19 protein-coding genes and 1 pseudogene are annotated in these 23319 nt (G+C 44.3%); 15 read left to right on the forward strand and 5 right to left on the reverse strand.

Annotation, left to right across the window (positions count from 1 at the left end):
* Positions 1–7 precede the first annotated feature (7 nt).
* Genes OYT88_RS11550 through OYT88_RS11560 form a run of 3 tightly spaced genes read left to right on the forward strand, consistent with a single transcriptional unit; the run spans position 8 to position 2542 of the window.
* On the forward strand, positions 8–931 hold the full coding sequence (locus OYT88_RS11550; RefSeq protein WP_274400183.1) for an electron transfer flavoprotein subunit alpha/FixB family protein: 924 nt from the start codon (positions 8–10) through the stop codon (positions 929–931).
* A 34-nt stretch (positions 932–965) separates the two neighbouring features.
* Positions 966–2261, forward strand: a complete 1296-nt coding sequence (locus tag OYT88_RS11555; protein WP_274400185.1) for an FAD-dependent oxidoreductase — start codon at positions 966–968, stop codon at positions 2259–2261.
* Positions 2258–2542, forward strand: coding sequence for a ferredoxin family protein (locus OYT88_RS11560; protein WP_274400187.1), 285 nt, complete (start codon positions 2258–2260; stop codon positions 2540–2542). Before OYT88_RS11555 ends, OYT88_RS11560 begins: the two co-directional genes overlap by 4 nt.
* A gap of 95 nt (positions 2543–2637) precedes the next feature.
* Here OYT88_RS11560 and OYT88_RS11565 read toward each other — a convergent pair whose 3' ends face one another.
* Positions 2638–3552 carry a LysR family transcriptional regulator gene (locus OYT88_RS11565; RefSeq protein ID WP_274400188.1) on the reverse strand — a complete coding sequence of 305 codons (915 nt, stop codon included), beginning with the start codon at positions 3550–3552 and terminating at the stop codon, positions 2638–2640.
* A gap of 578 nt (positions 3553–4130) precedes the next feature.
* Between OYT88_RS11565 and OYT88_RS11570 the strand changes: the two genes are divergently transcribed.
* From OYT88_RS11570 to fadK, 8 genes are all read left to right on the forward strand, one after another.
* The gene (locus OYT88_RS11570; protein WP_274400189.1) at positions 4131–5327 is read left to right on the forward strand and encodes an acyl-CoA dehydrogenase family protein; all 1197 of its coding nucleotides are present in this window, start codon (positions 4131–4133) and stop codon (positions 5325–5327) included.
* A gap of 78 nt (positions 5328–5405) precedes the next feature.
* On the forward strand, positions 5406–5921 hold the full coding sequence (locus OYT88_RS11575; RefSeq protein WP_274400190.1) for a hypothetical protein: 516 nt from the start codon (positions 5406–5408) through the stop codon (positions 5919–5921).
* 74 nt (positions 5922–5995) lie between these two features.
* Positions 5996–6886 carry a shikimate dehydrogenase gene (locus OYT88_RS11580; RefSeq protein WP_274400191.1) on the forward strand — a complete coding sequence of 297 codons (891 nt, stop codon included), beginning with the start codon at positions 5996–5998 and terminating at the stop codon, positions 6884–6886.
* A gap of 37 nt (positions 6887–6923) precedes the next feature.
* Entirely contained in the window at positions 6924–7697 is a 774-nt protein-coding gene (aroD, locus tag OYT88_RS11585; protein ID WP_274400192.1) for a type I 3-dehydroquinate dehydratase, read from the forward strand.
* A gap of 271 nt (positions 7698–7968) precedes the next feature.
* Positions 7969–9195: an MFS transporter gene (locus OYT88_RS11590; RefSeq protein WP_274400195.1), complete on the forward strand. Its 1227-nt coding sequence runs from the start codon at positions 7969–7971 to the stop codon at positions 9193–9195.
* Between the two features lie 168 nt (positions 9196–9363).
* Positions 9364–10575 (forward strand): MFS transporter, encoded by a 1212-nt coding sequence (locus OYT88_RS11595; protein WP_274400196.1) that lies wholly within the window; start codon positions 9364–9366, stop codon positions 10573–10575.
* Positions 10576–10632: 57 nt separating this feature from the next.
* Positions 10633–11133 (forward strand): pantetheine-phosphate adenylyltransferase, encoded by a 501-nt coding sequence (coaD, locus tag OYT88_RS11600; RefSeq protein WP_274400198.1) that lies wholly within the window; start codon positions 10633–10635, stop codon positions 11131–11133.
* Between the two features lie 60 nt (positions 11134–11193).
* Positions 11194–12855: a medium-chain fatty-acid--CoA ligase gene (gene fadK, locus OYT88_RS11605; protein WP_274400199.1), complete on the forward strand. Its 1662-nt coding sequence runs from the start codon at positions 11194–11196 to the stop codon at positions 12853–12855.
* A gap of 380 nt (positions 12856–13235) precedes the next feature.
* Here fadK and OYT88_RS11610 read toward each other — a convergent pair whose 3' ends face one another.
* The 4 genes from OYT88_RS11610 to OYT88_RS11625 form a co-directional block, all read right to left on the reverse strand.
* Positions 13236–14546, reverse strand: a complete 1311-nt coding sequence (locus OYT88_RS11610; protein ID WP_274400200.1) for an acetyl-CoA hydrolase/transferase family protein — start codon at positions 14544–14546, stop codon at positions 13236–13238.
* 299 nt (positions 14547–14845) lie between these two features.
* A complete protein-coding gene (locus OYT88_RS11615; protein WP_274400201.1) occupies positions 14846–15268 on the reverse strand; it encodes a GtrA family protein in 423 nt (140 codons plus the stop codon).
* A gap of 87 nt (positions 15269–15355) precedes the next feature.
* Positions 15356–16501: a glycosyltransferase family 4 protein gene (locus OYT88_RS11620; protein ID WP_274400202.1), complete on the reverse strand. Its 1146-nt coding sequence runs from the start codon at positions 16499–16501 to the stop codon at positions 15356–15358.
* A 20-nt stretch (positions 16502–16521) separates the two neighbouring features.
* The gene (locus OYT88_RS11625) at positions 16522–17670 is read right to left on the reverse strand and encodes an NAD-dependent epimerase/dehydratase family protein (protein ID WP_274400204.1); all 1149 of its coding nucleotides are present in this window, start codon (positions 17668–17670) and stop codon (positions 16522–16524) included.
* Between the two features lie 1301 nt (positions 17671–18971).
* Here OYT88_RS11625 and OYT88_RS11630 point away from each other — a divergent pair.
* From OYT88_RS11630 to OYT88_RS11645, 4 genes and pseudogenes are all read left to right on the forward strand, one after another.
* Positions 18972–19616 (forward strand): annotated as a pseudogene (locus OYT88_RS11630) (alpha/beta hydrolase); the annotation flags it as partial.
* A gap of 93 nt (positions 19617–19709) precedes the next feature.
* The gene (locus OYT88_RS11635) at positions 19710–20657 is read left to right on the forward strand and encodes a ring-cleaving dioxygenase (protein WP_274400361.1); all 948 of its coding nucleotides are present in this window, start codon (positions 19710–19712) and stop codon (positions 20655–20657) included.
* 110 nt (positions 20658–20767) lie between these two features.
* Positions 20768–21256, forward strand: a complete 489-nt coding sequence (locus tag OYT88_RS11640; RefSeq protein ID WP_274400205.1) for a MarR family winged helix-turn-helix transcriptional regulator — start codon at positions 20768–20770, stop codon at positions 21254–21256.
* Positions 21257–21728: 472 nt separating this feature from the next.
* Positions 21729–22934, forward strand: a complete 1206-nt coding sequence (locus OYT88_RS11645; protein ID WP_274400206.1) for a LysM peptidoglycan-binding domain-containing protein — start codon at positions 21729–21731, stop codon at positions 22932–22934.
* Positions 22935–23319 lie beyond the last annotated feature (385 nt).

Here is a 23319-nt window from a genome sequence, read left to right on the forward strand (position 1 = left end):
ACGAAAAATGAAATTAATTTGGGTCATTACAGAAACAGCGAACGAGGCTTTCGGATTCATCAGCAAAGCATCGGAAATGGGAGAAAAAATTGCAGTTTTCACAGGCGGTACGTCTGAACAAGCAGCTGAATGTTATAAGTACGGCGCTTCGGAAGTCACTCTTCTAAAATTACCGGAAGAAACGTTGTGGGAACAATATGCGGTTGCATTGGCACCGCTTGCACTTCGTGAGAAGCCGGAACTGATTCTCATATCAGCGACGAAACGCGGAAAAACATTAGCCGCCTATCTGGGGGGGCTGATTGACGGACCCGTTCTGACAGAAATCAAATCGCTGAAACAGGAAGAAGGTAAATTGCTTGTTTCGCGAACAATTTATGGCGGACTTGCCGAAAAACAGCTAGTGATTTCCATGAACAAAAGCGTTATTGTCACGGCAGACACAGGGAGTTTCAATAAAAAAGTTGTCAATGATACCAGCGGCAATGTTGCTTCTCTTTCGCCCCGCATAGAAAATTCACCTGTATTGCTGGAACGAGCACAAAAAGAAAAGGCTTCAGTTAATCTGGCTGATGCGGATATTGTGATCGGTGTCGGCCGCGGCTTCGGTTCTGAAGGCAATATCCGGTATGCAAAAGAATTGGCCGATCTTTTGGGCGGTGAAGTGGCCTGTTCGAGGCCGGTGACAGAGGATCTTCACTGGATGCCGGAAGAGCGCTATCTCGGCATCTCCGGTCAGGTGATTAAGCCGGACTTATATCTTTGTGCCGGTATTTCTGGGCAGATCCAGCATGTATATGGCATACGGGATGCGAAAAGAATTGTCGCAATTAATAAAGATGAGAATGCGCCGATTTTTAAAGTTTCGGATTATTACATTGTTGGTGATCTCGTAGAAATACTGCCGGAAATCAGCGCGGCACTGAAATAATAGATTGTGCCTTGCTGAACTGGATTGAAATGAGGTGTTTATTTTGTCGGATAAATTCGATGCAATCATCGTCGGTGCGGGTGTAGCCGGAAGCACGGCTGGTTATCTACTGGCCAAAGAAGGACTGGATGTCCTGATTATTGAAAGAGGAAACTATCCAGGCAGCAAGAATATGACCGGCGGACGTCTGTACAGTCACAGTTTAGAAAAAATTATCCCCGATTTTGCTGAAAAAGCACCATTGGAGAGAAAAATAACAACAGAAAAAATCAGTATGATAACAGAAGACAGTTTAGTGACCGTTGATTATCAGTCGGAAGACTTAGGTGCACGTGGAACCGCTTCTTATTCCGTCCTTAGAAGCAAATTCGATCCATGGCTTGCTGAACAGGCAGAAGAAGCAGGGGCTCAAATTGTTCCGGGAATTCGTGTAGATGATTTGTTGGTTAAAGATGGGCATGTCTGCGGTATAAGTGCCGGAGGGGAAGAGATGGAATCGGAGGTCGTTATTTTGGCGGACGGCGTCAATTCGCTGCTTGCCCAAAAGTTGGGCATGCGCAGCGAGCTGAGACCAGATCAAGTTGCGGTCGGCGTAAAAGAAATTATTGAACTTCCTAAGAAAACTATTGAAGATCGATTCAATCTGAGCGAAAGCGAAGGGGTTGCCTGGCTTTTTGATGGGAGCGCATCGGCGGGACGAATCGGTGGCGGATTTCTTTATACGAATAAGTCGAGTCTGTCACTCGGGATCGTCTGCACTCTTTCAGATCTGAGCGATTCACCGGTGCCATTGCCGCAAATGATGGAAAATTTCAAGATACACAAAGCAATTGCTCCTTTGATTGCAGACGGGAAAACTGCAGAATATTCGGCCCATCTTGTGCCAGAGGCCGGCTTGAACATGGTACCCAGGATTGTCGGCAATGGTGTGCTTGTCATCGGTGACGCAGCAGGGTTCTGCATTAATATTGGCTATGCGGTCCGCGGAATGGATTTGGCAATTGGATCAGCTGAGGCAGCTGCTAAGGCGATTCTTTACGCTAAAGAAAGAAAGGATTACAGTGAAACCTCTCTTTCTAAATATAAGGAACTGCTTGATCAAAGTTTTGTGATGAAAGATCTGAAACTATACCGGAAATTCCCGAAATTTATGGAGAATAGGCGTATTTTTAATGATTATCCACAATTGGCGGCCGATATTATGAAAGATCTATTTACTATTGACGGTGGGGAGACTCTACCTCTTCGTAAAAAGATCATGCACGAAGTGAAGAAGGCGGGCCTCATGAATCTCATGAAGGATGTTTTTAAGGGAGTTCGAGCATTATGAGCATAAATGTTGAGCAAAAACTTGGAAACAATAAATATAATGTAGACGAAAGCAATCCGCATATAGTTTTGAAAACAGGCAATATTGACAGAAAAGAAATAAAGAAACTGATTAATGCGTGTCCGGCGGCCTTATACAAATTAAATGATGACGGGACTCTTCGCTTTGATTACGCCGGATGTCTGGAATGTGGAACGTGCCGCGTTTTATGCGGGAAGACAGTGCTTAATAAATGGGAATTTCCCGCCGGCACTTTTGGTGTAGAGTTCCGTTTTGGCTGATTGGCAGCGCCCAACCCGCTTCTTGTCCGGAAAAATAAAGTGAGAGATAAAGCACGTGACCATTGCCTATCAGGGTATTGTCCGTGCTTTTTTATTTATACGGGTAAATTAACCTTCTGCTCAGCAGATTTAATGCAGGCTATCTTTTCTACATACTTTCGAAATAAATCAACAGAAGGAGAAAGGGCTTTATTTGACAAATAGTTCAGATAGATGTAACGATGATATAAATTCTTCGGAATTTTGTGAAGAACAATGTTGTAATGATTGATGCCATAAATCTTAGGAACGATGGCAATGCCCAGTTTCGCTGCTACAAAACCGCAGATCGTGTCATCGTTTTCAAGCTCGAAAGCGATCTTTGGTTCAATATGGATTTTTTGCAGAATATCCTCTACAATTGGACGAATTCCGCTCGATTTCTTATAAATAATAAACGGATCTTCTTCAATTTCTTTGAAATTAATAATCTTTTTATCAGCAAGCGGGTGGCTGGCCGGCGTAATCAAAAACAATTCCTGTTCAAAAATCGGTATGCTTGTAACACTATTGTTCGAAATTGATGAAGAAAGCGCAACATCAATTTTACCGGCGAGTAATTTTTTGGCGATCTCTTTTGTTGTCCCTTCAGAGAAATTAAAGTTGATATTAGAAGGAACCACATCGTTCTTGAACTTCTCCAATAATGCTGGCACTGTCTCTTCTGCTAACGAGGGCAGAAAGCCTAAATTTACAACTCCATGTTCTGGATTTAATAGTTTCTGCATCTCGCCTTCCCCCTTTTTAAGGGTTTCGAGAGCACCATTCACATATTGCAAGAACACTTTGCCGTAACGGTTCAATTTTATATTACGGCCATCTTTATCAAAGAAAGAAACATTCATTTCTTTTTCCAATTCTTTAATCGCATGTGTCAGAGTCGGCTGGGTAATAAATAACTTTTCAGATGCACGGGTAAAATGTTCCGTTTGGGCTAAAACACTAAAGTATTTTAACTGATTCAGATTCATTATTATTTACCCTCCCCCAAATAATGAAAAAGAAAGCGATTACAACGCTCTTCTAAGTTTATTGATTATTAATCTTAAAGATACATTTATTATTTACTGTCATTAAAAAAATATTTATTATTTACTACCATTAAACATAAATTTATTATTTATATAAATATGTGACTTTATTCACAAACATACAAAAGTACTTTTAAAGTTCAAATAATAGTTATAATCTTGTGAACGTGAAAAACAGATCCTGCCTTTTTTAATTGATAACCAGTAACATAAAAACGGAATGACGAAAAATAGATTCAGCCGGCACCTGAAGTGCAGGCCGTTCTTCTTGCTATTTTATTTATAGGGCAACGTGCTGATAAGTTTCTTGCTTTGAAGTTCACGATATTGATATATGTAGATAATTTATTGGTTCAGTAAAAAAACGCATTAGACAATCTTAGTGAAAAAGATAAAAATTGAAATGTAAGATGATTCACAAGTTTATGAGTGCAGGTGTGCTCACGTTAAACAGGAATAGATACTGGAACGTGAAATCGTTTGCAAAAATGTGAATCAGCAAAAAAGGGAGGGGTATGATGTATTATAAACTTTCAAAAACGCATCAACTGTTAAGGCAGATGCTCAGACAGTTTGCGCAAAACGAAATCAGGCCGATCGCAGCCGAACTGGATCGTGAAGAACATTATCCCTATGAGACTTTGAAAAAATTCTTTGAAAATGGATTTATGGGATTTCATTTGGCACCGGAACTTGGCGGATCAGGAGGCGATCATTTAGGATATGTCCTGACGATGGAGGAATTTGCTAAAGTCGATACACCGACCGCCGGTATTTTGTCCGGCCACAATGAGGCGACCATTGCCGCCATTGCAAAGTGGGGAACGAAGAAACAGAAAGAAACTTATTTGCCGCAACTTCTGCGGGAGGGCAGAAAGCTGGGAGGATTTTCGATGACCGAGCCGACTGCCGGATCCGACAGTAATGGTGTCCGGACAACGGCAATCCGCCAGGGAAATTATTATTTGGTAAATGGAACGAAGTGTTTTGCGACAAACGGCGGAACGGCAGAGATTTTTATTCTCGTTGCAGTTACCGATCCGGCCATCCATGGAAGCAAGGGAAAATCTGCTTTTATTCTTGATGTTCATACGCCTGGAGTAACGATTGGAAAAAAAGAAAAAATGATGGGATTTAGAGAAGCATCTATCTGTGAAATTATCCTTAATAATGTGAAGATTCCGATAGATAATATTCTCGGGCAGGAAGGCGACGGACTGAAAGTTGCACTTGGCGGACTCGAGGGAGGCCGTGTCGATGTTGCCGGAGAGGCCATTGGAAACGCTCAGGGCATGCTGGATGAAGTCAAGAAATTTATTAATTCCACTACATGGAACGGTAAACTTTTAGCAAGATATCAAAATGTACAGTTTAAATTTGCTGAAATGCAGACACAGGTGGATTGTGCGCGATTATTAACCTATAATGCTGCCTCTATGATGGATGAGGGTCTTCCTTGCAATCTTGAAGCTTCTCAAGCAAAGTATTTTGCCACTAAAACAGCAAACGACATCGCGAGTGCCTGTATAGATTTGCTGGGACAGTTTGGCTATACCGATCGCTATATAGGTGAGAAGTTTATGCGTGATGCCAAGTTGCTGGAAATCTATGAAGGGACAAATGAGGTACAAAAGATTGTTATTTCCAGAGGTATGGGATTAAAAACAAGAAAGCCGAGAAAATCGGAGGAGAAAAAAGAATCGGTTCATGCGTGATTTAAGTTGACTTTTGTGACTCGGATTACTCAGTCGGGGCCTGCCTGTACTATAACAGATTGGAAAGGAGTTAAACAGATGAATATCGTTGTCTATTTAAAGCCATTCGATGAAAAAGAGCAGCTCGAGAATGACGGTATTGCTTGTACGAATATCAGTGAAAACGATAGAGCAGCGATTGAAGCGGCTCTTCGGCAGAAACAAAAAACGGGTGCAACGGTTATCGCGTTTGCTGTCGGTGACGAGACGGCTGATACCCAGTTGCGTGAAGCTTTTGCCATGGGGGCCGATGATGCCGTGCTTTTTCAGACAAGTGGCGAGGAGGCGGCTAATGCCTTGGTGATTGCATCCGCATTGAAAAAATTGCGGGCGGATTGCTACATTACTGGAAAGGTTACTGATCTTTCTCTTATCGAAAGGGTCGCCAAATTAGCCGGATTTCAGATCACGGATGCGAATACGGACGAAGTTCCGGTTTCTGCCGACAACACCTATTTTGCCTTGGCTTCGGCAGAGGCAATAAAACCTCGTTATATGCAAATTGCCGGTATTTATACGGCTTACCGCCGCAAAGTCAGACAGCTTGTATTCTAAATAGATTTTAAGATTGCAGGCTTTGCAGGGGAATTGAGAATAAATGAAAAATACGATGAAGGGTCTGAAGCGCTGTGGAAAAATTTAATGAAGATAGAATTGACGGAAGAACTAAACTAATTGGCCTGATTGCGACACCGATTGGCCATTCCCTGTCACCGCGGATGCACAATATGTCGATGAAGAAACTGGGATTGAATTACACATACATGGCTTTTGAAGTCGGCAATGAGCAGCTGGAAGATGTGATTAAAGGCTTCCGTGCATTGAACCTTCGCGGATGGAATGTTTCAATGCCGAACAAAATGAAGATTATTCCTTATCTGGACGAATTGTCACCGGCGGCTAAATTTGACGGAGCGGTGAATACGGTTGTTAATGAAAATGGGAAATTGATTGGTCATAATACGGATGGTGTTGGTTATGTCCGCGGTTTAAAAGAAGCAGGTGTCGATATTACAGATAAGAAAATGGTACTGCTCGGCGCGGGAGGAGCTGCCACGGCCATTGCCATTCAGACGGCCCTTGATGGCCTGGCCGAGATCTCAATTTTCAACTGCGAGGACCAATTTACAGAAAATGCGAAGAGAAACGTCCGGGTTATTAACGAAGAGATGGAGAATATCAACTGCAAAGCACATTTTTATCCGCTGGAAGATACAGAGAAATTGAAAGAGGAGATCAGCACGTGTGATATTTTGACTAACGCGACGGGTGTGGGAATGAATCCGCTTGAAGGTAAAAGCTTGATTACAGATGCAAGCTGGCTCCGTAAAGATCTGGTTGTTTCTGATACAATTTATAGCCCTCGCAAGACGAAACTGTTGGAATTGGCGGAGGAAGCAGGCTGTAAAGCAGCGATCAATGGCTTAAATATGATGCTGTTTCAGGGTGCTAAGGCTTTTGAGATTTGGTTTGGGAAAGAAATGCCGATTGATTTGGTCAAGCAGCAAATGGGTTTTTAATTGACACAGTGAAAACATCTTATGGAGGGGCAAGAGAATGAGTGAAAAAGTACTGCAGATTAAAAAAACAACGATTGGGAAGGGCAAACCTAAAGTTATTATTCCTTTAGTCGGAAAAACGAAAAACAAAATTTTTGAGGAGGCTGAACACGCAAAATCATTGCAGCCCGAAGCCATTGAGTGGCGCGTCGATGCGTTTGAGGAATTCGGCGATCCAGATGCAGTAAAAGAAGTCATTGCTTATCTGCATTCTCTCTCTACAGATAAACTGTTGCTGTTTACGTTCAGGAGCAAACAAGAAGGCGGCTACAAAGAAATCAGTAAGGAAGATTACGTTGCTATTAACAAGACCGCTATTGAAACGCATCAGATTGACTTGGTCGATGTTGAACTCTTTGCCGGAGAAACAGAGGTAAGAGAGATTGTTGCAGCGGCAAAAGCAAACGGTGTGTATGTTGTGATGTCGAATCATGATTTCCAGAAGACCCCGAATAAAGATGAAATCGTTGCTCGCTTGCGGAAAATGCAGGAATATGGCGCCGACATTCCGAAGATTGCCGTTATGCCTCAGCAGGAGACGGATGTACTGACTTTGCTTGAAGCGACTGCCGAGATGAAGAAGAATTATGCGGATCGCCCTATCTTTACAATGTCGATGGGGGGGCTTGGAGTGATCAGCCGTATATCGGGAGAAATATTCGGATCGTCTATGACTTTCGGCTCAGGTGATCAAGCATCTGCTCCGGGGCAAATTCCTGTCGATTCCTTGAAAAAAGCACTTGATATCGTTCATAGCGGGTTGGCTAAATAAACCCCGCCTCTGTTTTTCTTGAGTGTATGGAAATGGATAATCCTTATTTTCCAGCCAAACCCCGTGATGGAGTTGAAGAACTTTTCATTGGGTGTCTGCGTTTCACGATAGAAGCGTAAAAAAAAAGCAGCAACAAAAAGATGCTGTTTTAAAAGTATGATTTGTCAGTACAATTTTATTTTAGCACGATGAGAGAAAAAATTTAACATTTCTGTTTACAGAGTTCTTAATAAATTCAATTGTGTCAACACCCTTGAGGAGATGGAAAGTAATGAAGAATAAGTATATGCCGACAGCTATCGGCCTCTATATCAACTATCTTGTTCACGGAATGGGTGTCATCATTCTGGCGCAAAATATGGATGCTTTGTCAAGGCATTGGAACACGAATTTAGCAGGTGTTGCGACGGTCATTTCGGCTTTAGGCATCGGACGTTTAGTTGTCTATTTCTTTGCCGGAATTTTGTCTGATAAATTCGGCAGAAAACCGTTTGTTTATCTAGGTTCTTCGATCTACGTACTTTTCTTTGTCGGCGTCTTGATCAGTCCGAACATTTGGATTGCCTTTGTATTCGGAATTCTTGCCGGCGCTGCGAATTCATTCCTTGACTGCGGAACGTATCCGGCTCTGATGGAATCCTTTCCTAATGCGGCAAGCAGTGCCAATGTTTTCATTAAAGCGTTTGTTTCCGCCGGTCAATTTTTACTGCCGTTGATTATCAGCTTCCTTGTTGCTGCTAATCTATGGTTCGGCTGGTCATTCATCCTTTGCATTGTGCTTCTTGCCTTCAATGCGATTTATCTGTTTAGGCGTAAATTTCCGCCAATGCAAGTGTCAGACGAGGCAGGTAAAGCGGCCGAAAAATCGCCTATTCAGTTTATCGGAAAACCCAAGTTTTATATAGAAGGAATCGCCTTCTGCCTCTATGGCTATATTTCTCAGGCAACCTTTTACCTAGTCAGCCAGTGGCTGACTCAATATGGCTCCAGTGTTGCCCATATGGGTGATACCGCGGCGCATGCCCTGATGAGTTATTACGCGATTGGTTCTATCGTGTGTGTATTTGTGACCGCAGTAATTGCGACAAGGATACACTCCACTTACTTAATGATTGTGTACACCTTTATTTCGATGTTGGCTCTGACTGTCCTTGTCCTGCATCCAACGGCGGTAGTAACCACCCTCTTTTCCTTCGTTATCGGCTTCTCGGCAGCCGGAGGTGTGATGCAGCTAGCACTGACTCTGATGGCGGAAGTGTTCCCGAAAGGAAAAGGGACGATGACAGGCGTCTTCTATACTTTAGGAAGTATTGCTTCCTTCACGATCCCCTTAATTACCGGACAAATGTCAAACAAAAATATCTCGAGCATCATGGTTTTTGATATGTGGATTTCTGTCGCGGGCTTTGTTCTTGCGCTGATTATTGCTTATCGCTGCCATAAAGTGATCGGATTTTCATCTTCATCTAAAGTAAAAACAGCGACTAGTGGAAATTAACAAGAAACAAAATCCGCAGCATGCAAAAATGAATGGTTAAGTTGGATAAACGGATAGCTTTATTCAACTTAACGTTTTTATTATCGGATCTTTTATAAGGCATGACAACGTCAACAGACGCTATTCGTTAATGAATCTGCAAATTAAATTCTGTAGAGGTGAAGATAGATGAATATTTTGAAACATAGGTATGCCCGTTCTGCTTCACTTTGTTATCTTGACTATTTTCTTTACGGCATGGCGTACATCATACTTGCGCAGAATATGTCCTTTTTGGGTAAGCAGTTTCAAGTAGACAGCACAGATATCAGCTTTCTTATTGCTTTATTTGGATTAGGACGGTTGTGCACAGTTTTTGTTGATGGAATTCTCGTGGACCGTTTAGGAAGAAAACGTATTATGATTGCAGGTTGTTTATTAATGATTGTTTTTCTGGTAGGTGTTCCATTATCCCCAAGTTACCAAATGGCGATGTTTTTTTCACTGTTCGGCGGATTTTCGATAGGATGCCTGGACACGAGCACGTATCCGTCCCTCATTGAATTTTTCCCGAATAATGCCGGAATCGCTACGGTTGTACTTAAGCTTATTGTATCTTTTGGTTCTTCTGTCCTGCCGCTTGTAACGGTGTTCTGTTATAATCGGCATTTATTCTTGGGCATTCCATTTTTTGCAATAGCCTTGGTTTTTCTGATTTCTGCCGTTTTTTTATTCCGCTCCTCTTTTCCGGATAAGAATTCAGCGGCGGTATCTGCAGAATCTCCTCCTAATATCCATTTTGTAAAGAAACCTAATTTTTGGCTGGATGGGACTTCGCTTATATTAATTGGTTTTACAGCGCCCGGTCTTTTGTATCTTATGCAGACCTGGCTTCCGACTTACGGGCAAAAAATAATAGGAATGGGTCTTAGTGAATCCTTGAAATTGGTTTCTTTTTATAATGTCGGAGCTATTCTTTCAGTTATTGGCATGACTTTTTTACTTGCAAAAGGGATTAAACCAGTGACTTTTTTACTCGCTTATCCGGTATTATCCATTCTGGCGACTATCGGTTTAATGGGTTCGACAAACAGCCTTTTAGCGCAGATAGCAGCTTTCTTTATCGGTGTTTTTACAGCGGGTATTTTTCAGTTATGCTTGACCGTAATTTGTCAGTTTTTCTGGAATATTAAAGGAAAAGTTACTGGAGCAGTCGATACAGCGACAGGTATTGCTCAAGCGGGGATACCTTTCATTACCGGGATAATTCTCCGTTATGGCACGATTCATTCGGTTTTTGTTTTTTCTTTAATCATAAATATTATTGCCGTTTTTTGCGGCTTGTTTATTAATTACCGGTACAGAAAATTGCTCAGACGTTCTGTGGGACAGAATAGCTAAAAACCAAAATTGAATTAAATCTGGACGAAAAATTGAAAATAGAGAGAAGCATAAAAGATGAAGAAACGGGCGGTTTATCCGGGCAGTTTTGACCCCGTAACCAATGGTCATCTGGATATGATGCGAAGAGGGATGAAAATATTTGATCAACTTGTTGTTGCTGTTCTTAATAACAGCAACAAGAAACCGCTTTTTACATTGGAAGAACGGATAACTCTTCTGAAGCAGGCAACCGCCGAAATGACTAATGTTGTGATCATGAGTTTCAACGGATTACTTGTCGATTTTATGAGAGAACAAAATATCCACATTATTTTACGCGGGTTACGCGCTATCTCTGATTTTGAATATGAATTACAAATTGCAGAAACGAACAATCATTTGTTGGATTCTGTGGAGACCTGTTTTATGATGGCTGACAAAACTTATTCCTTTTTAAGCTCAACTATTGTAAAAGGAATTTCAAAATATGGCGGAGATGTTACAGAATTAGTACCAGAGGCATCGGATCTCGCCTTGAAAGCAAAATACGGTTTTGCATCAACTTCTATCAGGTAAGAGTCGAGGAGATTTTTAGCAAGTTGTAGGAGGCAGATTATTATGCCTAAATCGTTGAAAGTGAAAATCAATAATCTGAGAAGAGATGAATACAGAAAAAATGGATATTGGGGCGACGCGACACTGAATGATTACTGGCAAATGGCAGTTTCTGGATATCCAAACAAGGTATTCGTGAGGGATAATCTAGGCAGCTGTCAGAGGTTTAAGGAAGTTGATCATCTGGCGGGAAAACTCGCCTCTTATATGAAGAAAAGAGGTATCATACCCGGGGATGTTATTTCCGTGCAGCTGCCGGCATGGTCGGAGTTCTTTATTATAGGCATTGCCTGCTTTAAAATAGGCGCCGTTATTAATCCTATATTGCCTAATTACCGTGGACATGAACTGGTGCATATTCTCAATAAATGTAGGACTAAGATGATGTTTATTCCCTATTTCTTTCGAAAATTCTATTATAGTAAGATGTTGAATGAGATTATTCCAGAAATACCGGAACTGAAAGACATTGTGATTGTCAATAAGGGAAATAATCTGCTAAAAGAATATGGGACAACCCTTGAAGAAATACTTTCCTGTTCCAATACGCTGAATGAATGTGCATCAGTCAGTGCCGATGATGTGGCCGCTGTGTTGTTTACCTCCGGATCGGAAGGGGAGCCAAAAGGTGTGATGCTGACACATAATAATATTATTTCCAGCGAGCGCGCTTATTCGGCTTCATTCAATATCACTTCATTCGATCGTCTACTGATGCCTGCACCGATCGCGCATGCAACAGGTTTTCATCATGCTTTTGTTAACGGCTTGCTTACAGGTGCAACGTGTATTCTTCAGGATCATTTCGAAGCTGATACATGTCTCAAACTGATCGAAAGATATCAATGTACCTGCATCATTGGCGCTACTCCATTTGTTTACGATATTCTCCGTTCATTGGAGAAAAAGAGATATGATATTTCATCATTGAGATTCTTTTTATGCGGCGGTTCGCCACTCCATTCTTATGTGATAAAAAAAGCGCTTGGTGCAGGGCTGAAAGTCATAAGCGTATACGGCTCGACTGAAAGTGTACCGCATACAGCGGTCGGTATCGATGCACCAATGGATAAATTTATCCATACAGACGGAAAGGCGATGCGGGGAGTTGAAATTAAAGCCGTTGATCCATTTCGCCACACCGTTCCAGTGGGTATCCAAGGCGAAGAGGCTTCACGGGGACCCAATGTTTTTGTTGGTTATTTAGATGAACCGGAGCTAACGAATCATGCACTAGATGATGAGGGATGGTATTATAGCGGCGATCTCTGCGTGATGGATAAGGACGGTTATATAAAGATAACAGGGAGAAAAAAGGATATTATTATACGAGGCGGTGAAAATATCAGCAGCAGTGAAATCGAGGGTTTACTTCTCTGCCATCCGAATATCCATGAAGCCTGTGTCGTTCCTATGCCCGATCGGCGGTTGGGAGAGCGTGCCTGCGCCTATGTCGTTCTGAATGATCCGACCCAAAAGCTAAATCTGAAAGATATTCAGAATTTCTTTGAAAAACTAAAAGTTGCGAAGTATAAATATCCGGAACGCATTGAAATAATCGATCGGTTGCCCCGGTCAGCTACATGTAAAATAAAAAAAAATCAATTGTATCGAGATATTCTTTCGAAATTGGAAAAAGAGGGTTTACTGGAAAGAAGGGACAGAGGTACTGACAATCGGTAAGAAGTGGGGATCGGCTGACTGAAACGTTAATGAATGGTGGAAAAGAGTCGGATCGCTATAAGATTATCTGAAATTTACATTCCTTCTTCTTTCAATTTCAGATATTTTTTAATGTAAATTCATGCGTACTTTTTCCAGGATATTTCTTCCTGGTTTTATTTATAAATTACTGAACATAGAGTTTGAATTGATTTCACAGTATGTTTTAAGTATAAGTGGGAAGATAGGAGTCTGTTTTGCGTCCTCTTGTAAGCCACAAGCATTGTAAAAACCAAGCATCGAAAACTGCGGACAAAGAAACGCCGCGACAATTACTTTCGCCTGCGTAATTGTTGCGGTGCTCTTTTATTCTTCTTTATTAATAAGCACTTATGGTGGCATTATATGGCCTTGTAGGGTTGTTTAAATCTTGCTTCAAAAGCCTCGGCCAGTTCGCTGCGGAATTTCGGATGGGCAATCTTTATTAAACTTTCAGCCCTTTGCCGGATTGATTTGCCCTTAAGCTCCGCAATGCCGTATTCGGTCACGACATAATTGACATCGTGACGGGAAGTCGTCACGGCCGCACCTGGATCGAGGGACGGAACAATACGGGATACTGTACCTTTTTTGGCAGTAGAAGGACAAACAATGATCGCTTTTCCGCCCGGCGACATTGTAGCACCCCGGACAAAATCAAGCTGGCCCCCAATGCCGCTGATCTGGGTAGGCCCGATGGTCTCGGCATTGACCTGGCCCATAAAGTCAACCTGGACGCAGGCATTAACAGAAATCAATTTAGGCACTTTCGCCAGATTAACCGGATTGTTGACGAACTCAACCGGATACATGAATACATCGTTATTTTTATCGACGAAATCGTAGAGCTTTTTTGAGCCTAAAATAACAGAAGAGATAACCTTTCCTGGATGGACGGGATTGTATTTATTGGTCACGGCACCGGATTCAATCAATTCAAGCGTATGATCGGAAAACATTTCGGTATAGATCCCCAAGTCTTTCCGATCTTTTAAAAATTCGATTGCTGCTTCAGGAACGGCGCCGTATCCGAACTGAAGATTGCAGCCGTTGTCAATTAATGATGCAACATTACGTCCAATTGCTTTCCCGACTTCATCGGCGATAGCAGCCGGTTCTTCTGGAAGCGGTCGGCTTGTTTCAACAAAATAATCGATATCCTTTATATGCATTGTCGAATCGCCCAGGGTAAACGGCATTTGATCATTGACTTCGGCGACAACGATCCGTGCCTTTCTGGCAGCAGCCAATTGATAGTCGACGTTAATTCCAAAACTGACGAGGCCGTGTTGATCGGGACAGGAAACCTGGACAAAAGCAACATCCAGGGGATACTGATGATCAAATAGTTCCGGGAGCTCATAATAAAAAATGGGCGTGAAATCTGCTTTTCCTTCAACGACAGCTTTTCGTGTCGTTCCGCCTACAAAAATCAGATTATACTTTATGTGTCCCTCCGATTCGGGTGTAATAAAAAAAGAATTTTTAATAGGCCTGTTTTGAAAAATCTCAACATCTTTCAAACGCTTATAATCGGCCGCTAAAGCATCTGTCAGTGAAAAGGGTTCAGCAACGGACTGTGCGACAAAAATATGATCCCCGGATTTGACCGCTTGACTGACGGCTTCTTTCGCAGTCATTGTCCGCTTGTGATAAATCTCTTCCCAATCCATTTTTCCACTCTCCTTCGCGATCTATCAATCTTCATTTAGATTTGTTTAATTGAAATGATCGACCATTTCTCTAACACTCTTTATCGTAAACCCGCCAATCAGCGCAGTCTAATTGGATTTTTTTTGTGTACAATAGAATTTATCTATTGCTTAGCTCTGAGAGAAACGGATGTCATGGAAAACAGACGCTAATAAGAATTGACTAATTAAAGCGGGGTGATTGACCAGGTCGGATAAAATATATCGGGAAGGTAAACAACAAGCCGATCCCTCTCGAACGAGGAGAGGGGACCGGCCTGTCATAATGATTTTGATTTTCTTTTATGAAAAACGTAATACTTCATCAGGTAGAAACTTGTTAAGGAAGACAACACCATTGACATCAGCTTTGAGATGTTCTGTGCGAGCCACGCACTTTCGAAGAGCCTCTCGGCAACGAATACACTGCCGATGAAGACGGCGTTGCTCACGAGAAAACAGATCACCACCTGGACAATGTAATGAAATCTTTGTATTGCCGTCCGGTCGGAATGTTTTTTAAAGGTGATTCGTGAATTCAGAATGTAACTGTTAATCATCGTCAGAGTATAGGCGGCTGAATTATATAAAAGCAGCAGAAGATGCAGCTTAGTCGGGAAACAAATAAGCAACAGATTCATCGAGCCAAGATCGACGACGGCATTGGTCATTCCGATGATCACAAACTGCGTAAACTGAAACAAGGGAAGGGCCTCCTCTCCTGGCACGCTGGTTCGGACCCGAGACAATTCAAATTGGAAAAGTACCGTTCATGCGACAAACATTTTAAATCATATGATTTTTCTTTTATTCGTGTGCAGAGGCACACGATCCACTACTTGTTTATAAAATTCGAGCAGCTGTTCGGACGCTTTATTCCAGCCCAGGTGAATGCTTTCCTGCCTGGCCGTTATTTTCATCGTCTCGAGATATTCGGCGTCGTTAACAATCGACAACACTTTTTGAAGGAAATCGCCGGGGCGTTTCGGATCATAAAGCACGCCGCTTTTTCCGTTTTCAATCTGCTCGCGCGAAGGGCCGCTGTCCGCGGCAACCACCGGAAGGCCGGAAGCCATGGCTTCCAGGATAACCAGACCGAGCGTTTCCGTTGTCGACGGAAACACAAACAGATCGGATGAAGCATAGGCTTCGGCCAGCGTCTGATCGTGCAAAAAGCCGGTGAAGGTGACATTGGAATGGCTGAAATAAGCTTCCAGCTCTTTCCGATACGGTCCGTCCCCTACGAGTGCCAGCCATAAGCCGGGAGAAGCCTCCAAAATTTCTCTGACTTTTTCGATTTCCTTTTCGGCCGCCAGCCTTCCCACATAAAGAAGCAGCGTTTTATCCGGATGTCCGTCCGTCAGTCGGCTGCGCATGGCCGCACTTTTCATTTCCGGGCGGAACCTCTGTAGATCCACTCCCCGTTTCCAAAGGCGGACATTCCGGAATTTCCGTTCTTCCAGCTCTTCTCTCACAGTCTGAGATGTACACAGATTGATTTCCGCCTGATTGTGCATGGCACGGAAATATCGCCAGATTAAAGGCTTAAAAAGAGACAGGTGATAATAATCCATGTACCGGGCCACATTCGTGTGATAGGAGGCAATTAAGGAAAGCCCGAGCCGCTTCGCAAAAAAAATGCCGGCCAGGCCGAGAAGAGCCGGATTCACGACATGAACGATATCGGGCTGAAAAGATTCCAGGTATTTTTTGACGAGCGGATGCGGCAGGGCAAATTTTTTTGTTCGGTAAAAGAACAGCCGGTGAGCGGGAATTCCCTTGACCGGTATCCCATTATACTCGGACACGCCCAGATCGGGAGCGATAATCAGAATCTGATGTCCCTGAGCCTTAAGCCATCTGACGCTTTCGCACAGCCGGGTCACAATTCCGTCCGTGGAGGGGAGAAAAGTTTCCGTAACGATCGCTATTTTCATCCTGGAATCCTCCCGCCGGTTCATCGCCATGTGATGGTCGGCAGGACGTTCTCAGCGATTACACGTTCTTTGTACTGGATGACCGCATGCAGGATGTTGCGAATGACCTCATCGGTCAGCAAGTGAGGCTTCAATCCCAGTTTCTGTAGTTTTGTATTCTTCGCGTGAAAGAAGTGCTCTTCCAACTCGACGCGCGGGTCTTTGAGATGATCGATTTTTACAGGCATTCCTTCTTCTTCGGCGACATGCTGGACTCTCCGGGCCAGATCCAGAACGGAGAATTCTTCGGTAAACTGGTTAAAGACACGGAATTCGCCGAAATCTGCGGGATTTTCCGCCGCGATTTCAATGCAGCGGACCGTATCCATGATGTTGAGAAACCCGCGGGTCTGTCCGCCTTTTCCGTAGACGGTCAGCGGATGTCCGATCGCGGTTTGAATGATGAAACGGTTAAGAGCCGTCCCGAATACGCCGTCATAATCAAGGCGGTTGATCAGAGCAGGATCGATCAGTGTTTCATCGGTGTGCAGGCCGTACACAATTCCCTGGTTCAAATCGGTTGCCCGGATTCCGAACGTTTTACAGGCAAACATGATATTATGGCTGTCGTGGACTTTGGACAGGTGATACATCGAACCCGGCTGTTTTGGGAAAGGCAGGACATCTTCGCGCCCTTCGTGCTGAATGCGGATATAACCTTCTTCAATCGGGATATTCGGATTTCCGTATTCGCCCATCGTTCCCAGCTTGATCAAATGGCACTCGGGAACGATTTCCTTAATACCGTAAATCACATTCAGCGTACCGGCCACATTATTCACCTGTGTAAAAACAGCGTGTTCACGATCGATCATAGAGTAAGGCGCCGAGCGCTGCTCCGCAAAATGGACGAAGGCATCGGGACGAGCCTGCCTGAGAACCTGGCTCAGAAAATCATAGTGATTCAGATCCCCTTCATATAATCTGATGGTTTTTCCGGTGAGTTCTTTCCATTTTGCGACTCTCTCTTTTAATGTCAGAATCGGAGTCAGTGAATTGGAATGCAGCTCTTTGTCCCATTTTCTCCTGAAATAATTATCAATAATCGATACTTCATGGCCCTTTTTCGAAAGATAAAGAGCGGTCGGCCATCCGCAGAATCCGTCTCCACCTGCAACGATAATCTTCATGTCACGGCACTCCTATTGGGTTAGTTTTAACGCCGGCGGCAGCCGTCAGGCGTTTTAACCAGAATGTAACGAAAAGAGCTTCCGGGTTGTCCATTCCCGCCGATTTTTTTAAAAGACGGGCGTTGTCAATCGGACAGAGAAAATAAAAAACCCATCATTCAGCAACGCCGCTCTGCAAAAATCAGCAAAAACCCTCACTTTCCACAAACATCTTCATTATATCAGTCAAATATGAAAAATTACTGAAAAAAGATGAAAATTGGCTTAAGTTTTTCCTGTGTTAAGGCTGTAATCAAATAAATAGGGATAATCATGGATCGACGGGGCAGCAAAAAGGACTGCCCGGACAGAATGGCAAGCCGGTTTTCGTGGGCTCAAAAGGCGCGTAAGCCCAAGGCATCCGCAGCCGGGTTATCGGCACGCGGGAAAGGTCATTCGATTTGCAGGAAGCACGGCCCATGACAGTGTGTGCGGCCGGTTCATGATAAAGCGCCGGCCCGATCCTTTAATTATAACCCGATCTATAGCTGTTCATTAATTACAAAGAAGTGGATTACCGGATAAGCAAGTCCGCAGGCGAATGTTGGGCGGCATCGGCTGGTGCATTGAAGTAAAAAATTAAAAAGACAGGTGAAATGAATCGATTTTTTAGTCATATTAACTCAGCCGGTTCAATTTAAAATTCGGTGCGGCTGCAGTCTGATCCGGTGCGGCATTTTGGCAATTAGGAGCAACTTTTCGACGTTTCGGAGCGCCTTTAACCCGATTCGGAGCGACGTGCGGCTGCAATCTGATCCGGTGCAGTTTGCCCTTGGAATGCGGCTTTCTAAATTCGATCGGGAGGCTGCGCAGGTTCCGTTAACTGCGTAGCCGTTCATTTCTTTGGTATAGAGAAGCAGTAAAGGATTTTTTTGATCAAATCTGTGCGTCAATCATGGAACAGCTGTCTGAATCAACGGCTCTTTTTTGAATGAGCACTGATCTTAACGAAGGACTGTTGATTCATTCTTGAATATAACCTGATTCACTACCGACGCCAGTTCACAGGATTGACAAAAAATAGCTATTGAGATACCATTATCTCGAAATAGAGATATATGAATTAGGAATAACAATATCATCGGGAGGTGAACCATGTGACTTATCGATACATTTATAATGAAGGAAAAACGGCGCTGTCGCCTGTTCTTGTCTTATTGCACGGGACAGGCGGAGATGAATATTCGCTGCTGCCCCTGGCTGAGACGGTTGCTCCGGAAGCCGCAGTGCTCAGTCTCCGCGGCAATCGGACCGAAAACGGGATGAACCGGTTTTTTAACCGCTATCCGGACGGGCAGATTGATGTGGCGGATTTAACAGAAGAAACGGATCGGCTTTATCGGTTTCTGACCGATTTTGCCGCGGAGCATCAATTTGACAAGAGGCCGGTTGTCGCGGTCGGTTACTCAAACGGGGCGAACATGATCGTCAGCCATTTTCATCATATAAATCCGATCTTTGATGGGGCGATCCTGTTTCGCGGGACAGATTATCGCCCTCTGGACAGTTTTCACGATTTAAAGGGGCGATCGATTTTTGCGGCGGCCGGAAGCAGTGATCCGCTCGTTCCGCCTGAGTCTGCCAGGCGGATGATTGCCGGTTTTGAAAAGGCTGAAGCTGCGGTACAGGCATATTGGTCCCATTCAGGCCATCAGCTGACAGACAGTGAAGTGCAGGCATCGGCGAAGTGGTTTCAATCTTTTATCGGAGGAAGTCCGGCGATGAAAAAGCTCCTTAAAGAGATCAACGATTTGGCCGGAGCCGCCAAAGAAAGGACACTGACAGCCCGGGAATTGGAAAAAAGGGATGAGCTGAGGCAGCAATACCTGAGCATCTTCCGAGGGGCTTTCCGACAAAATCTGCTCAATGTCACCGTCATTGATGAAAAGGGAAACAATGTCACTCCGCATAAAGCGAAGATCGTTCAGGACAGTTTAAAAAAAGAGCGGGACAGGAAAGCGAAGCATGCACTATTGAATAGACTGAAGGAGGGAAACCCTATGAATCAGCTGCTTGGATTGCATCACATCTCTTTGGTGACGAGCAGCGCCAAAAGAAACGTTGCCTTTTACACGAAGGTGCTCGGTATGAGATTAGTTAAAAAAACGGTCAATCAGGACGACATTTCTGTCTACCACCTGTTTTATGCGGATCAGAAGGGAAGTCCCGGAACAGACCTGACCTTCTTCGAGTTTCCGGGCACGCAGCCGACGAGGAAGGGGACAAATTCAATATCCCGGGTTTCTCTGCGTGTTCCCGCCGACCGCTCGCTCGCTTTTTGGGCCCGGCGATTTGATGCGCTGCATGTTGCCCACCGGGAGATCACGATGCTGTTCGGTCACAAAGCCCTGGAGTTTGAAGACTTTGACGGTACCCCGCTGCGATTGATTTCGGACGAAAAGAATGCGGGTATCCCCGGCGGCATTCCCTGGACAAACGGACCGGTACCGGTTGAACATGCGATTTATGGATTGGGTACGGTAACCCTTACCGTGTCGCGGCTTGAGTTAATCCGCACCTTTCTGCAGGATGTGCTCCATTTCCGGGAAGCAGCCCGTGAAGGTGAAGATACTTTGTTTGAAGTGGGAGAAGGCGGGCACGGAGCCCAGCTGATAGTCCGGGAAGACACGGCTCATGCACCGGAAATGCCGGGATACGGCAGTGTCCATCATCTTGCCTGGCGTGTCGCCGACCGGGACGCTCTGGATGAGTGGATCGGTACGATCGGAAAAACGGGCCTGCCGAATTCGGGCTTTGTCGACAGGTTTTACTTCCAGTCTCTGTATGTCCGAGAATTCAACGGTATCCTGTTTGAATTTGCGACGGACGGGCCGGGTTTTGCGACAGATGAAAAGGAATCGGAACTCGGACAGACCCTTTCTCTTCCGCCGTTTCTGGAAGATCGCCGCGCATTCATTGAAGAACGGCTGGAACCTCTGGATATTTGACATACGGACGAACACAGCCACTCAACCCCGCGATGACCGATCACTTGATTCTGTACCGGTTTCATTATATAATTATCTCGAATTAGAGATAAAAGTGAGGACGACGGACAATGGATGAAGAGCCGAATAAAGGGATTCCAGATAAAAAGGATACCGCATTAAAATTATGGGTCGTTTTGACTCGGGCAACACAGTCGGTCAGGAAACGGATCGAAGAGGATATTAAACGGCACGGACTGAATCTGACGGAGTTCAGCGTACTCGAACTGCTCTTTCACAAAGGGGATCAGCCGATCCAGAAGATCGGCGGAAAAATTCTGATCGCCAGCAGCAGCACGACGTATGTCATCGATCAGCTGGAAAAGAAAAAATTGTTAAAAAGAGTACCCTGTCCGCAGGACCGCCGGATCACTTATGCGGCGCTTACAGGGAAAGGCCGGAAACTAATGGAACAAATTTTTCCCGAACATGAACAGGCAGTCGTTCAAATTACGGGAGGCCTGAACGACGAAGAGAAAGTCGCCATGATCGGCCAGCTGAAAAAGCTGGGATTATCTGCAGCCTCGCCGTCCGGCCGCGATGAAGCACTGTTCAAATAATTACTCGGAATATTGGGGCTGTTAATAAGGGCAGCCAATGATGCAACGAACGCCTTTCCGTTTTCTGTTTTAAAATAGAAACAGCGGAAGGGCGTTTTTCTTTTGCGGATAAAATGTCGAATCGGAGATCGGCGGAAAAATAGGCTGTTTGTGTACCTATGGAATTATTAGGAAAAAATAAATATTGATCAATGTTTAAAATGAAATCTATCTTTCTTCACTTGCAAAAATGGATTTAACATAAAGAATTCTTTTCACACCACGTTTTCCTTATTATTCCTGCCTTGTTTTCTGAAATATCAAAACCAATAAATTTATAATAAATTAACTGTTAAAGAGTTGTAATCGGTATTAACAGATAAATGTGTTACTATTAATCCGTCGATGAAATTCGAACTGAATGACTACATAGCGGTTCAGGTGTTGCAGTATAACGCGAAATTTGGAACATAAAATTCGGAGGGGTTTTTGTATGAAAAAATCAGCTTTGCCTATTGCGATTGTCGGCGGTCTCGTTTTATCAGGAACAGTTGGCGGTCATTATGCCCTGGCTGCCACCCCTGTATCGGTTGCTCAGCAGGACATCGGACAGAAGTATGTCTGGGGAGGAAATGACTGCTCAGGGTTTACAATGAAGGTATTCAGCCAGTTCGGAATCAGCCTGCCGCACAGCGCCGCGGCACAGGCTAATTACGGAACCTACGTCAGCCAAAGTAACCTTCAGCCGGGCGATCTTGTATTCTTCAGTACGTATGCACCCGGTATTACGCATGTTGGTATCTATGTAGGCGGCGGCTACATGATCAGTTCTGAAAATGAAAAGGTCGGCGTCCGCGAAACGCAGATTTTCGGGGGCGGTGCTTCAAGTTACTGGGCGCCGAGATATATAACCGCACGTCGTCTGATCAGCAGCGGTTCATCAAATACTACTGCGGCAGCAGCGGCTCAGCCGGCTGTTAAATCGGTCAGCACAGCGGCTCCGGCGGCATCGACTCAGTCGAAAGCGGCTTCCCAGCCGTCTTCTGCTGCTCAGACGTCCGCTTCTTCTCAGCAGCCGGCGTCCGCGCAGACGCAGACATCGTCAGTATCTGCCGCAAGCGCGTCGACCTATAAAGTACAGACGGGAGACACTTTATCGGCCATCAGCCTGAAAGTGAACGTGTCCGTCTCCAATCTAAAAGCAATTAACGGGCTTTCTTCAGACAGCATCAAAGCCGGACAAACTCTGAATCTGAAGGGACAGGCTCTTTCGCAGAAAAGCACGGCGGCAACCGCAGCTCCCGCTGCGGCATCGTCGTCCGCTTCTTCTCAGCCGGCAAGCAGCACAAAAGCGAGCACGACGGCATCCGCTCCGACCGGAACAACCGTTTCCACGACGAAAACAGCGGCTAAAAATACTTATATCGTCAGCACCGGAGACACGCTCTGGGCCATTTCGCGGGATAATGGCATCAGCATTCAGAAGATCCAGTGGATTAATCATTTGAAATCGACAACGATCTATCCGGGTCAGAAACTGTCTTTTCAGAATCCCGCGCAAAAATATACAATTAAGAAGAACGACACACTCTGGGGTATTGCTACGTCTCACGGGATTACCGTCAGCCGGCTGATTCAGGCGAACAACCTGACTTCAACGACGATTTATCCGAATCAGCAGCTTGTCATTCCACAATAAAACAGTTGATTTTCAGTCAGGAGAGAGCGCCCGCTTTATAACGGACGCTCTCTTTTTGTATCAAAAAAAGAAAATTTTTAAGGATTTTTAAGGATACAGTATAAGCGGACGAAATCAGATAGAAAGTGACAAAAATCTTTCAGATGCCGATTGACTCCGTAAATGACATGGACGATAATGAAATATGTGTAAGGCTTTTTGCGGCAACGATCTGTTCATTCGTACAGGCCGGCCTGCTTGTGCTATTTAAGATTCATATGTCGGAACGGACTTCAGGGGAAAAACCAGGCATAAAAATGAATCGATTTCTCAAACTAAGAAAAATACAGATTATAAACGGCGGAAAATGTTTTGGTATTTTTGTTTCGGCTAGAAGCATATACAC

It is taken from the genome of Sporolactobacillus sp. CQH2019, assembly GCF_028765345.1.
Lineage (GTDB): Bacteria > Bacillota > Bacilli > Bacillales > Sporolactobacillaceae > Sporolactobacillus.

Coding starts and splice junctions, on each gene's coding strand:
- OYT88_RS11640 (WP_274400205.1), top strand. CDS start 20,768: ATGGATGAAGAGCCGAATAAAGGGATTCCAGATAAAAAGGATACCGCA.
- OYT88_RS11595 (WP_274400196.1), top strand. CDS start 9,364: ATGAATATTTTGAAACATAGGTATGCCCGTTCTGCTTCACTTTGTTAT.
- aroD (WP_274400192.1), top strand. CDS start 6,924: ATGAGTGAAAAAGTACTGCAGATTAAAAAAACAACGATTGGGAAGGGC.
- OYT88_RS11620 (WP_274400202.1), bottom strand. CDS start 16,501: ATGAAAATAGCGATCGTTACGGAAACTTTTCTCCCCTCCACGGACGGA.
- OYT88_RS11565 (WP_274400188.1), bottom strand. CDS start 3,552: ATGAATCTGAATCAGTTAAAATACTTTAGTGTTTTAGCCCAAACGGAA.
- OYT88_RS11625 (WP_274400204.1), bottom strand. CDS start 17,670: ATGAAGATTATCGTTGCAGGTGGAGACGGATTCTGCGGATGGCCGACC.
- OYT88_RS11610 (WP_274400200.1), bottom strand. CDS start 14,546: ATGGATTGGGAAGAGATTTATCACAAGCGGACAATGACTGCGAAAGAA.
- OYT88_RS11575 (WP_274400190.1), top strand. CDS start 5,406: ATGAATATCGTTGTCTATTTAAAGCCATTCGATGAAAAAGAGCAGCTC.
- coaD (WP_274400198.1), top strand. CDS start 10,633: ATGAAGAAACGGGCGGTTTATCCGGGCAGTTTTGACCCCGTAACCAAT.
- OYT88_RS11590 (WP_274400195.1), top strand. CDS start 7,969: ATGAAGAATAAGTATATGCCGACAGCTATCGGCCTCTATATCAACTAT.
- OYT88_RS11570 (WP_274400189.1), top strand. CDS start 4,131: ATGTATTATAAACTTTCAAAAACGCATCAACTGTTAAGGCAGATGCTC.
- OYT88_RS11550 (WP_274400183.1), top strand. CDS start 8: ATGAAATTAATTTGGGTCATTACAGAAACAGCGAACGAGGCTTTCGGA.
- OYT88_RS11635 (WP_274400361.1), top strand. CDS start 19,710: ATGAATCAGCTGCTTGGATTGCATCACATCTCTTTGGTGACGAGCAGC.
- OYT88_RS11645 (WP_274400206.1), top strand. CDS start 21,729: ATGAAAAAATCAGCTTTGCCTATTGCGATTGTCGGCGGTCTCGTTTTA.
- OYT88_RS11560 (WP_274400187.1), top strand. CDS start 2,258: ATGAGCATAAATGTTGAGCAAAAACTTGGAAACAATAAATATAATGTA.